This is a genomic window from Streptomyces plumbidurans, assembly GCF_019857225.1.
Classification (GTDB): Bacteria; Actinomycetota; Actinomycetes; order Streptomycetales; family Streptomycetaceae; genus Streptomyces; species Streptomyces plumbidurans.
The window spans coordinates 1-14682 of record NZ_JAFJSY010000125.1 but is presented as its reverse complement, the minus strand read 5'-3'; the positions used below and the strand labels follow the sequence as shown (position 1 = coordinate 14682).

Annotated in this window: 16 protein-coding genes and 2 pseudogenes; 8 read left to right on the top strand and 10 right to left on the bottom strand. The window is 71.8% G+C overall.

Annotated features, from left to right (window positions below; all coding sequences use genetic code 11):
- The 4 genes and pseudogenes from JYK17_RS38830 to JYK17_RS38815 all read right to left on the bottom strand — a co-directional run.
- A pseudogene (locus tag JYK17_RS38830) lies at positions 1–216 on the bottom strand (LCP family protein); the annotation flags it as partial.
- A 274-nt stretch (positions 217–490) separates the two neighbouring features.
- Entirely contained in the window at positions 491–3190 is a 2700-nt protein-coding gene (mgtA, locus tag JYK17_RS38825; RefSeq protein WP_222812242.1) for a magnesium-translocating P-type ATPase, read from the bottom strand.
- Positions 3183–3545, bottom strand: a complete 363-nt coding sequence (locus JYK17_RS38820; RefSeq protein ID WP_128802869.1) for an ArsR/SmtB family transcription factor — start codon at positions 3543–3545, stop codon at positions 3183–3185. The genes mgtA and JYK17_RS38820 overlap by 8 nt, the downstream gene beginning before the upstream one ends.
- A gap of 105 nt (positions 3546–3650) precedes the next feature.
- A complete protein-coding gene (locus JYK17_RS38815; protein WP_108014757.1) occupies positions 3651–4163 on the bottom strand; it encodes a PadR family transcriptional regulator in 513 nt (170 codons plus the stop codon).
- Positions 4164–4310: 147 nt separating this feature from the next.
- On the opposite strand from JYK17_RS38815, the gene JYK17_RS38810 reads away from it, so the two are divergent.
- Positions 4311–4871 carry a hypothetical protein gene (locus JYK17_RS38810; protein WP_108014758.1) on the top strand — a complete coding sequence of 187 codons (561 nt, stop codon included), beginning with the start codon at positions 4311–4313 and terminating at the stop codon, positions 4869–4871.
- Between the two features lie 73 nt (positions 4872–4944).
- Positions 4945–5898 (top strand): D-2-hydroxyacid dehydrogenase family protein, encoded by a 954-nt coding sequence (locus JYK17_RS38805; protein WP_164932391.1) that lies wholly within the window; start codon positions 4945–4947, stop codon positions 5896–5898.
- A 49-nt stretch (positions 5899–5947) separates the two neighbouring features.
- Here the strand turns inward: JYK17_RS38805 and JYK17_RS38800 are convergent, their stop codons facing one another.
- From JYK17_RS38800 to JYK17_RS38780, 5 genes are all read right to left on the bottom strand, one after another.
- Positions 5948–6817 carry a tyrosinase family protein gene (locus tag JYK17_RS38800; protein ID WP_222812241.1) on the bottom strand — a complete coding sequence of 290 codons (870 nt, stop codon included), beginning with the start codon at positions 6815–6817 and terminating at the stop codon, positions 5948–5950.
- Positions 6801–7313 carry a tyrosinase family oxidase copper chaperone gene (locus JYK17_RS38795; RefSeq protein WP_222812240.1) on the bottom strand — a complete coding sequence of 171 codons (513 nt, stop codon included), beginning with the start codon at positions 7311–7313 and terminating at the stop codon, positions 6801–6803. Before JYK17_RS38795 ends, JYK17_RS38800 begins: the two co-directional genes overlap by 17 nt.
- Before the next feature lie 151 nt (positions 7314–7464).
- Positions 7465–7965, bottom strand: a complete 501-nt coding sequence (locus JYK17_RS38790) for a DUF5949 family protein (RefSeq protein ID WP_108014762.1) — start codon at positions 7963–7965, stop codon at positions 7465–7467.
- A gap of 282 nt (positions 7966–8247) precedes the next feature.
- Positions 8248–8901, bottom strand: coding sequence for a hypothetical protein (locus JYK17_RS38785; RefSeq protein ID WP_108014763.1), 654 nt, complete (start codon positions 8899–8901; stop codon positions 8248–8250).
- A 106-nt stretch (positions 8902–9007) separates the two neighbouring features.
- Positions 9008–9763, bottom strand: a complete 756-nt coding sequence (locus JYK17_RS38780) for a glycoside hydrolase family 16 protein (protein ID WP_128802865.1) — start codon at positions 9761–9763, stop codon at positions 9008–9010.
- 277 nt (positions 9764–10040) lie between these two features.
- Here JYK17_RS38780 and JYK17_RS38775 point away from each other — a divergent pair, with 277 nt between their 5' ends.
- The 4 genes from JYK17_RS38775 to JYK17_RS38760 all read left to right on the top strand — a co-directional run bounded on the left by JYK17_RS38775 (position 10041) and on the right by JYK17_RS38760 (position 11959).
- Positions 10041–10430, top strand: a complete 390-nt coding sequence (locus JYK17_RS38775) for a hypothetical protein (RefSeq protein WP_234547839.1) — start codon at positions 10041–10043, stop codon at positions 10428–10430.
- 444 nt (positions 10431–10874) lie between these two features.
- Positions 10875–11195: a hypothetical protein gene (locus JYK17_RS38770; protein WP_108014765.1), complete on the top strand. Its 321-nt coding sequence runs from the start codon at positions 10875–10877 to the stop codon at positions 11193–11195.
- Between the two features lie 65 nt (positions 11196–11260).
- The gene (locus tag JYK17_RS38765) at positions 11261–11578 is read left to right on the top strand and encodes a hypothetical protein (RefSeq protein ID WP_108014766.1); all 318 of its coding nucleotides are present in this window, start codon (positions 11261–11263) and stop codon (positions 11576–11578) included.
- A 60-nt stretch (positions 11579–11638) separates the two neighbouring features.
- Positions 11639–11959 carry a hypothetical protein gene (locus JYK17_RS38760; RefSeq protein WP_108014767.1) on the top strand — a complete coding sequence of 107 codons (321 nt, stop codon included), beginning with the start codon at positions 11639–11641 and terminating at the stop codon, positions 11957–11959.
- A 428-nt stretch (positions 11960–12387) separates the two neighbouring features.
- On the opposite strand, the gene JYK17_RS38755 is transcribed toward JYK17_RS38760, so the two are convergent.
- Positions 12388–12717 carry a hypothetical protein gene (locus JYK17_RS38755; RefSeq protein ID WP_108014768.1) on the bottom strand — a complete coding sequence of 110 codons (330 nt, stop codon included), beginning with the start codon at positions 12715–12717 and terminating at the stop codon, positions 12388–12390.
- Positions 12718–13075: 358 nt separating this feature from the next.
- Here JYK17_RS38755 and JYK17_RS38750 point away from each other — a divergent pair, with 358 nt between their 5' ends.
- Both JYK17_RS38750 and JYK17_RS38745 read left to right on the top strand, forming a co-directional pair.
- Positions 13076–14200, top strand: a complete 1125-nt coding sequence (locus JYK17_RS38750) for a glycosyltransferase (protein WP_222812239.1) — start codon at positions 13076–13078, stop codon at positions 14198–14200.
- A 20-nt stretch (positions 14201–14220) separates the two neighbouring features.
- A pseudogene (locus JYK17_RS38745) lies at positions 14221–14682 on the top strand (transferase); the annotation flags it as partial.

Sequence of the window (14682 nt, the reverse complement as noted above, 5' to 3'; positions counted from 1 at the left end):
CCGGCCGTGCGCCGCCGCCTGCCGGGCGGCCGCCCGGCTCCCGTGCGTGGCGCGCGTCGCCCTCTCGTCCGTGTCGCGCTGCTGCGGTACTTGGGTCGTACGGCCGTGTCCGGCCCCGTGTCCGGCCGAACGGCCGTGCCCGGCCGGGCGATCGCGTGCCGCCGAGCGATCACGTGTGGCCGAACGGCCACGGGTCTCACCCCAGGGGTCGCTCAACTCCCACTCCCTACGCTGTGGCCGACGCCAACCGCCGGCGCGACGGCCGGGAGCAGGACACCGCCCCGTACGTCGGGGGGCACCCCACGGATTGGATGATTGCGCAATATAGCAAGTGTTCCTGAGCCCGCCAGATGGTCCACACCACACGCACACGCTGCGACAACGCCGTCACGGCACGCTCCCTCCCCAGGCCCGCCGGCCTCAAGCCCTCCGGCTCGACCCGCCTGCTCCGAGCCCCCGCTCCACCCGCCCGCCAACAGTCCCCCCTCCCTCAAGCCCCCCGCTCCACCCGCCACCCCCTGACCCCCACCAACCCCACCGCGTACAGCGCAAGCACGGCGGCCAGCAGCAGGTAGTAGAGGAGCGGCAGTGGGGACAGTCCCAGTAGTGAGCCCAGCGGGGACACGGGCAGCAGCAGTCCTGCGGCGGCCAGCGCGCCCGCCGCCCAGCCGATGGGCCCCGGCCCGCCCCCGGCCGCGCGGCGCCCGGCGCGCAGCAGCACCATCACCAGGGCCTGGGTGAGCAGGTTCTCGGTGAACCAGCCGGAGTGGAACGCCGAGGCGTCGGCCAGCCCCTCGAATCCGCTCAGGGCGAGCCCCAGTACGCCGAACGTCGCCAGGTCGGCCACCGCGTTGAGGACGCCGAAGCCCGTGATGAAGCGCAGCAGGTCGCGCGGGCGCAGCACGGTCGGCCCGCGCAGCACCGAGGGGTGCGGCCGGTCGTGGGCGAAGGCGAGTTGGGCGCCGTCGAAGCACAGGTTCTGCACCAGCACCTGGACCGGGAGCATCGGCAGGAACGGCAGCAGCAGACCCGCCGCGAGCATCGCGACGACGTTGCCGAGGTTGGAGGAGAGGGTGATGCGCAGATACGTGGCGATGTTGCCGCCCGCGTACCGTCCCGCCGCGATGCCGTGGTCGATCGCCGTGAGGTCCTTCTCGGCGAGGACCACGTCCGCGCTCTCGCGTACGACGTCCACGGCGTCCCGGGGCGCGATGCCGACGTCGGCGGCGCGCAGGGCCGGCAGGTCGTTGACCCCGTCGCCGAGGTGGCCGACGGTGTGCCCGCCCGCGCGCAGGGCACCGGCCACGCGAGCCTTGTCCTCGGCGGTGCAGCGGGCGAAGACGACGGTGCGGGCGGCGGCGTCGGCGAGTTCGGCGTCGGTGAGGCCGCCGATGCGCCCACCGGTGAGGACCGCGCCGTCGGGCACCGCGATCCCCAGGTCGCGGCAGGTGCGCACGGCGGTGCCCGGGTGGTCGCCGGTGAGGATCCTGACGGCGACGCCCCGGTCGGCGAGGACCCGCAGCGCCTCGGCGGCGGTGGGGGCGAGCGCGTCCCGGAACGTGACGAAACCCCGGAAGTCCAGGGCCCGTTCGTCGGCGGGCGTGCAGCCGCGGTGACGGAGGCGTACCGGCCGGTCGGCGACCGCGACGGCCAGCACCCGCAGCCCTTCGTCCGCCTGCCGCGCCGCCAGCGCGAGCAGCTGCGCGCGCTCCTCGTCCGCCAGGAGACAGCGTTCCAGTACGGCCTCGGCGGCCCCCTTGACGACCACGGTGTGCAGGCCCTGCCGGCCCGGCCTGCGGACGACTGCGGTCGCCAGCCGCCGCAGCGGATCGAACGGCAGCGCGGCCACACCGTCGTACGCCATGACGTCGTCCTCGTCGGCCGCCTCCAGCACCGCGTCGTCGAGGGCGTCCGGAGCGGGCAGGTCCGCCAGTTGCAGGGTCCACCAGGCGTTCACCGCGGCCCAGCGCAGCACCTCGGGGTCGTCCCGCCCGTCGGCGCCGAGGGCGCGGTGCAGGACCGGCCGGTCCTGGGTGAGCGTGCCGGTCTTGTCGAGGCACAGCACGTCGACGGCGCCGAGGTCGTGCAGCGCGGGCAGCCGTGTGACGATCACCCCGTGGCCACGGGCCAGCAGCGCGGCACCTCGCGCGAGGCACAGGGTGACGATGACCGGCAGCATCTCCGGCGTCAGCCCGACCGCCACCGCGACGGCGAACGGCAACGTCTCCTGCCCGCGGCCGCGCAGTGCGGCGCCCGCCACGAGGACCAGCGGCGGGGTCAGCAGCATGAACCGGATGAGGATCCAGGAGATGCCGTGCACGGACCGGTCGAAGGCACTGGCCTCCCGCCGTGCGCGGGTACGGCCGTGATCGGCGGCGAACCTGGTGCGCGCACCGGTCGCCACGACGACCGCGGTGGCGCTCCCGGACGCGACGCTGCTCCCCTGGAAGCAGAGCTGAGGCCGGTCGAACTCCCCGAGCCCCGCCCCCGGCCCGGCACGACCGACGGACCCCGCCTCCCCGCCGCCGTCTCCCGCTCCCGTCCTCGCCCCCTCCCCCGCCAGGTCGTCCGCATCCTTGCTCACCGGCGCCGACTCGCCCGTGAGCGCGGCCTGATGAACCGTCAGCCCCTGCGCACGCAGCAGTCGTACGTCGGCGGGGACCAGATCCCCCGGGCCGAGGCGGATCACGTCGCCGGGCACCAGCTCGTCCACGGGGATCTCCCGTACGTGCGGCGGCAGTTGCTCCGTATCCCTGCGCAGCACGGTGGCCGTGGTGGCGACCAGCCCCCGCAGTGCGGCCATGGAGCGGTCGGCCCGGTACTCCCCGGAGGCGCGCAGCCCGCAGCTGACCGCGACCAGCAGGAGGATCACGCAGGCGGTGCCCCAGGAGGCGACGGTCGCGGAGACCAGGCCGAGACAGAGCAGTACGGCGGTGAACGGGTCGCGCAGACCGCGCAGCAGCGCCGTGGGCCAGGAGGTCTCCCGCTGCGACGGCAGGGTGTGGGGTCCGAGGCGGGCCTGCCGCTCGGCGGCCTGCGCCTCCGTCAGGCCACGGGGACCGCTGTCCAGGTGCCGCAGGGTCTGCAGCACGGTCGCCTCCCGGGGCCCGGAGCCGGCGACCGCGGCCGGTCCTTCCCCGGGTTCGAGTGCCCCGGGGTCCTCCTCCGGGGCCGCGCTGCTGTCAGCCACCGGCCCGGTGGAGATGGCGTCCGGCGGCGGACGCGCCCTCGGAACGCGCCGCCAGCTGGCCCACCATCACCCTGACCACGGTCACGACGTCGGGGTCGTCGACGAAGTAGATCTGCCGCCGCCCCTCCCTGCGGGAACGCACCAGACCGGCGAGCTTCAGCTTCGCCAGATGCTGGCTGACCGCGGGGAGCGCCCCGCCGACCCGGTCCGCGAGCCGGGTGACGTCGCTCTCGCCCTGCGCCAGCGCCCACACGATGTGCAGCCGGGCCGAGGACGCCAGCAGCCCGAAGGCGCCGGCCGCCTCCGCGAGCACCTCGGCGGAGGGGTCCTCGTAGCCACCGCTGTCCGCCGCCACAGTCCTTCTCCCGTCCCGCCCTGATCAGCGCGCCGAGCGCGCCGGTTCAGTCTAGGTGCCCTTCTGAGCCCCTTCCGAGCCCCCGTCACGGGCCTCCCGGACAGCTCACTTGATCTGCGCGGCCGCCCACTCGGCCCACTCCCGGCGCATGGTGTTGAAGCGCAGCCCGTACTCCAGCGCGATCCGGCCGTGGACGGAGAGATTGTCGTCGCCCCAGTCCACGGACTCCGACAGCTGCCGCAGGTTCTCGGCGCCCTCCTCGGAGATCCGGGTCAACTCGTTCAGGTAGTCCCGCGCCTGCTCGGGCGTGAGCACGCCGAGGAAGAAGACGCGCAGCAGGATGTCGCTGCGGATGGTCCGCTGCGGCTTGGTCTCGGTCAGCCAGTGCCGCAGCTCCGCCATGCCCTCGTCGGTGATGGCGTACTCCTTGCGGCCGCGCGGCCCCTCCGCCGCGACCGTGATCAGTCCGGAGCCCGCGAGCTTGGTCAGCTCGGTGTAGATCTGGCTCTGCGTGGCCGGCCAGACGTTGGCCAGCGACGTGTCGAACAGTTTCAGCAGGTCGTACCCGCTGGCGGTGCGCTCGGAGAGCAGTCCGAGCAGGGCATGTCGAAGGCTCATGCATCCACCCTACCTCCGACCTTCCAGTATCGACATGTCAGCGTACGACCTTCCACTCTTGACATGTCACTCGCCCACCTTCTAGTTTCGACATGTCGCAACTGAAACCCGAAGGCCCGTAGCCCCCGGAACCCGGACGGAGTCCCCATGTCCTACCTGCGCACGTTCCTCCCCTGGATCGTCTTCGCCGTCGTGCCCTCGGGCAGCTGGCAGTGGGGTGCGCTCGCCGCCCTCGTGGTCTCCTTGGCCGTGATCGCTCAGCAGGTGAGGGCGGGCACCGGACTCGACGCCCTGATCATCGAGCTGGGTTCGGCGGCCTTCTTCGCCGTTCTGTCGGTCGTCGCCTTCGCCGACCCGCACTCGGGCCTGCACGACTACTCGGCGGCGGTGTCCTCGGCAACCCTCGCGGCCGTCGCCGGTCTCTCGCTGGCCGTGCGCAGGCCGTTCACCCTGGGCATCGCCAAGCGCAGCACCCCGCCGGAGGTGTGGGGGCTCAAGCCGTTCATCCGCGTCAACGTCGTCATCACCGCCGTATGGACCGCGGCCTTCGCCGTCACCGCGGCCCTGCTCGCCGCAGAGGCCCACGCCGGCCACGGCCACTCGACCACAGCGCTCCTCATCCAGATCGCCGGCTTCGTCGTCCCGATGGTCTTCACCGTCCGCTACGCCGCCCACGCCCGGGCCAGGGCCCAGCAACTCGCCCACTGAGCGCGCCCCCGACCCGGGCCATGCGGGATCATTGCCGACCTGGCCGGACACACCGACGAAGGGATCCCCCGTGCTGCGCTGCGCCGTGCTCGACGACTTCCAGCAGGTGGCGACCGAGCTGGCCGACTGGTCGCCGGTGGCCGACCGGGTGGAGACCGTCACCTTCGCCGAACACTTCGGCACCGAGGACGAACTCGCCGCGGCCCTGGCCGACTTCGACATCGTCGTCACCCTGCGCGAACGCGTCGCCTTCCCCGCCTCCCTGCTCGCCCGCCTGCCCCGGCTGAAGCTGCTCGTCGCCTCCGGGATGCGCAACAGCGTCATCGACTACGCCGCCGCCGAGGCGCACGGCGTCACCGTGTGCGGCACGGCGAGCACCTCGACCCCACCCGTCGAACTGACCTGGGCCCTGCTGCTGGGCCTGGCCCGCGGCATCGTCGAGGAGAACAACTCCCTTCGCTCCGGCGGACCCTGGCAGCAGACGGTGGGCGCCGATCTGCACGGCCGCCGGCTCGGACTGCTCGGCCTCGGCAAGATCGGCAGCCGGGTCGCACAGGTGGGCCTCGCCTTCGGCATGCACGTCAGCGCCTGGAGCCGGCACCTCACCAAGGAGTACGCCGACGAGGTGGGCGTCGAACTCGCCCCCTCCCTGGCGGAGTTGCTGTCGAGCAGCGACTTCGTCTCGGTCCATCTGGTCCTCGGCGACCGCACCCGCGGCCTGCTCGGCCCCGCCGAACTCGCGCTCCTCAAGCCCACCGCCCACCTGATCAACACCTCGCGCGCCGCGATCGTCGACCAGGACGCCCTGCTCGCGGCCCTGCACGAGGGCCGGATCGCCGGAGCGGCCGTAGACGTCTTCGACATCGAGCCGCTGCCCGCCGACCACCCGATGCGCACGGCTCCGCGGCTGCTCGCCACACCCCACCTCGGCTATGTCTCGCGGGCGAACTACGAGACGTACTACCGCGAGGCGGTGGAGGACATCCGGGCGTTCCTCGACGGAACGCCCGTACGGCGCCTGGGCTGAGCACGCACCGGCCGGTCGGACGTCCCGGATTCACCGGATGTACCGACCGTCAGGCGTACCGGTAGATCGCGCTCACGTCCTCCATCTCGTCCGGCGTCACGTCCCACGGCGGCATGTGCTCGTGCCGGGCGAGGATGCGCCCGTGCTGCTCGTCGTCGCGGCCGGGCGGATCGGCCGGCAGATAGCGCGCGGCGTTCTTGTGCCGCTGCTGCCAGCGGGTCCACTGCAGGTCGACGAAGGCGTGGTGCAGCCAGAAGGCGGGGTCGTTGACGGAGGCGCCGCCGAGCATGACGCCGCCGACCCAGCGGTGGACGCGGTTGTGGTTGCGCCAGGCGACGTCGTCCCTGCCGGTCCCCCACCCCTCCAGCTTGTTGCGGAAGCCCCGGGTGCAGGTGGAGTCCCAGGGCGAGGTGTCGTAGACCTTCTCGGCGAGCGCCGACTCCAGTTCCTTCTTCGTGGGCAGCGCCATGGGGGCGTGAGCGCGTCCCAGGTCCCGGGTGAGGTACACGCCGTCGGTGACGCCCTCCCGGATCGGCCAGTGGCCCTGCGCGTAGGCGAACGGACCGCTGACGACCTGGCGGTCCCCGGGGCGCCCGTTGCCGCCGAGCAGATCGTCGGTCCAGGGCGCGGACTTCGCCGAGCGGTCACGCGTCCAGTCCCAGTACGGCACCGTCACCGACGGATCGATCCGCTGCAGCGCCTGCTCCAGGTCCAGCAGGAAGCGCCGGTGCCAGGGCAGGAAGGAGGGCCCCATGTGGGCCGCGCGCAGACCGGTCTCGCCGTCGGCGGTGTAGTAGGCGACGTGCAGCCGTACGAACTCCTCGTACTCACCACGCCACTTGAGCTCCAGCAGCGCGTTGACGAACCGCCGCTTCTCCTCGCGCGTCAGCTTGGTGACGTTCTTACGCACGTACGCCATGGTGATCCCCCATGTCCCCGTACCTCTCGCCCATCGGCCCCGGGGCCAGATCGCGCAGCCGCTGTCCGGGGCCGAGTTCGTCGACCGCCGCCCGGGTCGCCGCGAGCGAGGTCCGGTACGAGCTGTAGTGGTCGACCATGGTCAGCCAGGTGCCGTCGGCCCGGCGCATCAGGTGCAACGGGTGGCCGTCCACGGTGACCTGCCACGCGCGGTCCTCGGGGCCGCCGGCGCTAGCGGCGAGCGGCCTGCCCTGGATGTGACGGCCGCGGTAGACCTCGTCGAAGGCAGGCTCCCGCGTCTCGGCGGAGCCCTCGGACGCGTCCGCCGATCCGGAGGCGCGCGAGGCGCCGACCAGGGGGGCGAGTGTCAGGGCCGCGGCGGAGGCGAGCAGCCCGCGCCTTATCACCCACGGTGGCCGCCGCTCCGGCCCGCTTCCGGCCCGGTCCTCGGCCCCCGGCTCCGCGCCCGTCGCTGCCCCGTCGGCTCCCACCACCATGGTTCGCTCCCTCGGACGGATCTGATGTCCGCAGCGATAACCACAGCGCGGGCCGTCCGGTCACACCGATACGGCCATACGGCCCTGCCCGCGCACCCCGGACGGACGTCACGTGCCGGAGGAGCGGGACCGTCGCGGCCCTGCCCGCGGCTCAGCCGCGCGAACCCTGGGCCGGCAGGATGACGTGCGCGGCGGCCCGCAGGGTCTGCTCGGCACCGACGAACGCCGTCAGCGTCGCGGGGTCGATCGGCAGGCCGGGCCCACCCTCGGGCCAGGGGCGGGTGGTGAACACCAGGTAGGCGTAGCCGCGTTCGCCGACCGCCGTGAGCCAGGCCGGCGGAGCGGCGCAGCGGGCGCCCAGCTCCGGCATGCCGACGACGGCCTGTCCGTCCTCGACGTGCAGGGTGATGGCCAGGCCGGTCCCGGCGGTGCCGTCGACGAGCTGCCCGCCGACCATCAGCCCATGGCTCGCCAGCAGCCCCGCGACGGCGGCGGACGTCATCTCCGGCCCGCCCTCGGCGTCTCCGAGGGAGTAGGCCAGCAGATACGGCATGTCGGCGCCGTCGGGGGCCTCGCTGCTCCAGGGCAGCAGTACGAGCGTGCCGAGTTCGGCGATGTCGAAGGGGTGCGTCTGGCTCGGGGTGGAGGTCACCGCGCGTCCTCGTTCACCGGGTTCACGGACTTCACGGACTTCATGGCGTTCCTTTCACGGCGCCCGGCACCGTCGCGGGCAGCGCGTCGAAGACAGCTGACGCCACGCCCAACGATCGCCGCCCGGGGCGGAAACCCCGCGGCCGGAAGACATATGAGATCCCCGCGGTGACGCGGCCGGACAGAGCTCCGCCGCCGGACCGGTCACGAGGACCGGCCCGGCGGCGGAGTGCACGAAATCCACTTCGGCCCGTCAGGGCGTCACCGAGGGCTCACCAGGGGCTCATCCCACCGGCAGCGGCAGCGACGGAAGGGCGGGCAGGCCCGGCAGGTTGGGCGCGGGCAGGCCGCTGTTGAGCAGCGTCGCCGCGAGGAAGTTGACGACCGCGGTCAGCACGCCGGTGACGGCGGGGACGACCTTGCTCGCGTCCCCGGAGGTGACGGCCGCGAGCAGCGTGTCCAGCGCCTTCTGCAGCCCGGCGAGCGCGTCGGCCTTGAGGTCCTTGGGAGCGGGCGTCTTGGCGTGGGCGGCCTGCTTGGCCGCGGAGTGCGGCTTGGGCAGCACCGTGGAGGTGGCGGGCAGGACCGGCTTGGCGACACCACCGGGGGTGGCCGCGGCGGGTGCGGTGATCGCGGTGATGGCGTCCTTCACCGCGGTGACGAGCTTTTGCGCCTCGTCGGCGGAGAGTTGGCCGTTGTCCGCCTTGAGGACCGCGTTGAGCAGGGCGGAGACCGGGGTCAGGATGCTGCCGAGGTCGCCGAGGCTCTTGACCTGGGCCAGCAGCGCGTCGGCGCCGGGCACGGGTGCGCCGCGGGACGCGGCATGGCTGTGATCCCGGGCCGTGTCGGCCGCGACGGCGGCCGGACCGGTGATGCCGACCAGAAGGGTGGCGCTGAGGGCGGTGGCCGCGATACGCCGTGCGGACAGACCACGCATGGGTGTTCCTTTCGAGATGCGACGGATCTTGAGCCCACCGTGAATTCGCCCGTCCACCCCTGCAACCGCTGCGCTCCTTTAGGGGGACGCGTGCTGAGCGGATGGCTCAGCGGTAGACGCGAAGGTGCCCGACGGCGAAGGTGACCGGCCCCGGCGCGCTGGGCGCGGGATGGTGCTCGCCCGCGCACAGCGACAGGTTCAGGATCAGATACGCCGACCAGTCGCCTCCCACGCCCGTGCCGTCGCGGAAGACCCGCTCGCCGTCGACGTACCAGTCGACGCTGTGCTCGCCGTAGTGACTGGCGACGGTCACCCACCGGCCCGGGGCGACCGCGTGGGCGTCGGTGTAATACGTGCAGGCGTCGTTGACGCGGTTGCACAGCTCCAGCAGGTGCGGGTTGTCCGGGTGGTACTCGAAGGTGTCGACCTCGTTGCCGCCGTCCTTCCAGGTCCACAGCGCCGGCCAGGCGCCGTTCCCGGACGGCAGTCTGAGCCGGACCTCGGCGCAGTCGCCGGTCCGCACCCGGAAGCCCTCGTCGGTGTACTCGGTGGTGAGCAGACCGGTGCGCCAGGCCTGGAGACCGTTTTCCAGGGTGTGGGCCGCCGGGGTCGCAGTGAAGGTGGCCACGCCGCCGGAGACGGTCACACAGCCCGGGTCGAGCCAGTCGAGCTTGTTGTCGTCCGGGTTGTGGTTGGCGTAGCGATAGGCACTCGTCCGGTCACCGACCCATTTGGTGCCCCACTCGATCGGGGCGTCGAACTCCTCCGCCCAGACGAGGGACTTGCCCAGGGCCGACCAGGTGGTACCGGTGGCCGCGGGGTTTGACGCGATCGGCGGGAACTTGCTGCTGTCGGCGGTCATGGCCGCGAGGGTAGGGCCGTCCGGCGGCCTCCTCGGCCGAAGTGCCGGTAACTCCGGGGAATTCCGCGCCCCGATGACCCGTACGGCCTATTCCGGGTGAACCATACGATCAGTCGATTCACCGAAGATGTGCATCCCGCTGCCGTGACCGCGCCCACGCCTATGCCTGCTCCCGCTGAATTCATGCGTATGGAGTAACGCGTCGCTTTTGCAGTGCGGATGGACTGCTATGTTCTCCAGCCGTCGGATCAGAGGTAACTTTCAACCGAGGTGAATCATGAAGAAGGCAGTTTTCACCACTGCTGCATTGGCCATCGGTGCGGGCCTTGTCGGCGGCTCCGCCGTCGCGGCCTCCGCCGCCACCGCGGCTCCGGCCCCCTCGGCCGGTGTGCTCGGTCTGATGTCCCCGACGAAGGTGACTCCGGCGGTGGTTCCCGCCGCCGACGTCGTCACCCGTATCGCCCGTGACGGCAAGATCGCCAACGGGAGCGCCTTCGACGAGAAGCCGTCGGGCGGCGCCTCCGGTGTCTACCTGGACGGCATGGACCCCAACGCCGCCAAGAAGCCCACGATTCCGGTCAACAACCCGGCCGGCCGGGGCTCCGTCCAGGTACACCCGCTGCAGGCACCGACGGCAGCCGGTCTCGGCAGCCTGCTCGGCAAGTGACGCGGCACACCCCTTAGGAGTCGGCAGCACCGGCGAAAGCCCTCACGGCTTCACGACGCCCTCGCGGCCGTGAGCCCAAGACCGACACCGCACCGGGACCGGCAAAGGAAAAACGCCGCGCCCCATGCAGCATCCCTCCGGCCCACCGGCCTTCTGTCCTCCGGTGGGCCGGAGACGCGTCGGCGCCCGTTCCGTTCAGGCCATGCCGCCCCGAAGAACCGCGGCATTTCTCCGGGCAGCCGCCGTGCTTGGCCTTTCGGATTGTCGTTCATTTGGGCCGCGAGGATTCCGACTGCATTCCCCGTGAGGCCCTCAGGGACGCATCACATTGCGCCATCCGATGGAATCAGACCTGTTTAGCCGCTCTTCCCGTGACTTATGCCCGCATATCAAGGTTTCCTGGTATGCAAGCGTGCGCAACCGTGAATTGAGGAAGGAACTGAGTTGCCCAGGAAGTTCGCGGTCATCACTGCCCTCACCCTCGGCGCTGTGGTCAGCAGCGTCGGAGTTGCCTCGGCCCACGACAACAACACCGAAGTCAAGGGTGGTGGCGGTTTCTCGTCGTCCCCGGTCGTCGTGAACGCCCCCCAGCAGGGTGTCCTCGTCGTCAACGGCACGGTCGTCGACGGCCGCTGCATCGCTCCGTGGTCCAACGGAGCCGTTCTCGCCGGCGTTCTCGCCCCGAACTCGCACTACGCGGCGTGCAACACGGACGAGATCGACCAGACGCAGAACGCTGCCTACAAGGGCGGCCTGCTCCTCTGATCCTGTCCCGAGCAAGTCATCGGAGCAGGTGCATCACCCACATTCAGCCCTGAAAGGCGCAACTCATGCGTAACAAGGTTACGGCCATTTCCGCCCTCGCCGCCGGCGTCGTCCTCGCGGCGGCAGGCACCGCTGCGGCCGACAACTGCACCACCGTCAAGGGTGGCAACGGCTTCTCGTCGTCGCCGGTCGTCGTGAACGCCCCCCAGCAGGGTGCCGTCGTCGTAAACGGCACGGTCGCCGACCTCCGTTGCGTCGCGCCGTGGTCCAACGGAGCCGTCCTCGGCGGCGTCCTGGCCACGAACTCGCACTACGCCGCGTGCAACACGGCGGACATCGACCAGTCGCAGAACGCCGCCTACAAGGGCGGTCTGCTCCTCTGACCTGCTCCGAGCAATTCGGAGCACGGAAATCCCCAACCGCCCCACCGAAAGGCGCATCTTATGCGTAACAAGGTTACGGCCATTTCCGCCCTCGCCGCGGGCATTGTCCTCGCGGCCGGCGGCGCCGCCGCGGCCGACGACAACAACACCACCGTGAACGGCGGTGGCGGCTTCTCGTCGTCCCCGGTTGTCGTCAACGCCCCTCAGCAGGGTCTGGCCGTCGTCAACGGCACGGTCGTCGACGGCCGCTGCATCGCCCCGTGGTCCAACGGTGCTGTCCTGGGCGTCATCCTGGCCCCGAACTCGCACTACGCCGCGTGCAACACGGACAAGGTCGACCAGTCGCAGAACGCCCCGTACATCGGTGGCCTGATCCTCTGAGCTGTACTTCGCCCGATGGCGGTCCGCCGGAATTCCGGCGGGCCGCCATCGGCTTTTTGTCGCCGAGTGGTGTGTACTTCGGCCGCTTCAGGGCGAGTTCGGCAAAAGACCGCGGGGCCCGTCGGCGTCCGGTGTGTCCGGTGCTGACAGGCCCCGCGGCACGGGAGGCGATCGGCGAGGGCGGCCGACAAGGAGGAAAAGGCGCCCTTTGCTTACGGCATTCCCGCCGGCGCTCCGCAAAGCGGTCGGCGCCGGGCTGTTTCCAACCGGAACAACGGCACCGTCCCACGAATGGTCACCGGAATTCCTTCGTTTGGCCCAGCGCACCACCAAGGCCCTCCCCCGGGAAATGCCGAAGGGCCGGCTCCCGCAGTGCGGGGCCGGCCCTTGACGTCGAACCTGTGGGCGCGAATTCGCCGCCCCGGCTGCTACTTGCCGACCGGAAGGCCGCCGAGCAGCTGACCGTCGACGGGTCCCGGCAGAGCGGGCTGGGGCAGGGCGCCACCGACCAGCGGGGTCTTCACTCCCGCGCCCTTCACGCTGCCCTGCACGCCGTCCTTCACGTGCGAAGCCATCTGCTCGACGTTGTTGCCCACGTAGCTCGTCGACACCTTGGCTGCCGTGGGGACGCCGCTCGCGACCGACTTACCGCTGTCCACCAGGCCCTGGCCCGGCATGTCCAGCGCGCTCGCGGGCACGGTGACACCGGCGATCGCGAGCGAGCCCGCTACGACGGCGGCAGCCTTCAGAGTCTTCATCGTGTGCCTTTCTTTCGTGAGCCTCTCTCCCCCGGCCTAACGAGGGCCGGGCGCCCTGGAAACCCTGCCGCCTGCAGTTCGAGGAACTCATACGAACGGACCCCTGGAGGTGACTGCTCCAAACGGGTTGCCGAAGGTGACAAATAGCCCATGGAAACGCCACCATTCCGACACAGTTGGCCGGTCCGCAGATAAATAGGGCTGAGCGGTTAGAGTGGCTCACCTCGTGTTTTCAGCGATGCCGATTTAACTACGAACCTCACGCTCTCGAACGGGTGCGGGATTTTATAGCAAGAACTCGAGCCGCACGTCCTGGCCCCCGGCTCGGACTCTTTTGTTCGGAAGGGCAGCGTCGCTCATGAGTAATTCCCCACGCGTCCCGCACGTCCTGCATGTGGCCCAGCCCGTCGAGGGCGGGGTCGCGCGGGTCGTGACGGACCTGGCGGCGGCTCAGCTCACCGCGGGGCTCCGGGTGACCGTGGCCTGCCCGCGGGGCGGCACACTGCCGGACGCGCTGCGCGCCCTGGGCTGCACGGTCCTTTGCTGGGACGCGACCCGCTCGCCGGGGCCCCGGCTGCCCGGTGAGGTACGGCAGTTGACGCGGATCCTGGCCGAGGCGCGGCCGCATCTCGTGCACGCGCACAGCGCCAAGGCGGGACTCGCGGCCCGGATCGCCGTACGCGGCCGTATCCCCACCGTCTTCCAGCCGCACGCCTGGTCGTTCGAGGCTGCCGGCGGTGTCGTCGGCCGGCTCGCCCTGGGCTGGGAGCGGTGGGGAGCGAGGTGGGCGTCGCGGGTCCTGTGCGTGAGCGAGGCCGAGCGGCGGACCGGGCAGCGGTGCGGGATCGGCGCCGAGTGGCGTGTGGTCCCCAACGGCGTCGACACGCTCAGGTTCTGTCCGGAGGGCGACGACGCCGGGTTCGGGGCCGGGCCGCTCGTCGTGTGCGTGGGGCGGCTGTGCCGGCAGAAGGGCCAGGACGTGCTTCTCGAGGCCTGGCCCGAGGTGGTGCGGCGGGTGCCGCGCGCGCGGCTGGTGCTGGTCGGCGACGGTCCGGACGCACGCCGGCTGCGCGCTGCCGCGCCCGGTTCGGTGACGTTCGCCGGTGCCGCGGCCGACGCCGCGCCCTGGTACCGGTCCGCCGATGTCGTCGTCCTGCCGTCCCGCTGGGAGGGCATGGCCCTGGCCCCGCTGGAGGCCATGGCCTGCGCCCGGCCGGTCGTCGTCACCGATGTGGACGGCGCGCGGGAGAGCCTCGCGCCGGAGCAGCTGCCGCACTGTCTGGTGCCGCCGGAGGACCCCGGCGCGCTGGCCCGGGCGCTGACGGCGCTGTTGCGGGACGAGCGGCTGCGCGCCGAGCTGGGCGCTCGGGGCCGCGAGCACGTGCTCGCCGCTCACGATCCACGACACGCGGCGGACGCCGTGATCGACGTGTACCGCGAATTGCTCGCCGTCGTCGTCACGCCGGTCGCCGTATCCAACTAGAGCAGGAAGTGCATCACCAGATGACTGCGGAAAGTACCGTTCCCCCTCCTGCGGGGCAGCAGCCGCGGGCCGCAGAGCGCGCCGTCTCCGTCCTCGCCCCTCGTCGCCGTCCGGTGGCCGGACGGCGGCTGCCCGCCGGGCGCAGGGGCCACCGTCCGCGCCGGGCCTCCTGGTTGCCGCTGGCCCTCTTCGACGGCGCCGCCGCCCTGGTGGCCGCGCTGGTCGTGCCCGGGGCGCTCGGACAGCCCCTCGTCATCGTCCTGCTGGCCCTCGGCGTGCTCGCGCTCAACCGGCGCGCCCGTCTCTACGACACCGCCGTCGAGCGCGGTGTGCTCGACGAACTGCCCGCCCTGTGCGGGCGGATCGCCGTGGGCTGGGCGGGAGTTGCGGCCCTCACACCGCTGCGGCCGCTCCCGCTGACCGTGCTGGGCTTCGCGTTCGCCGTGCACTGCGCCGCGGCCTGCGCGGGCCGTGCGGCGGTG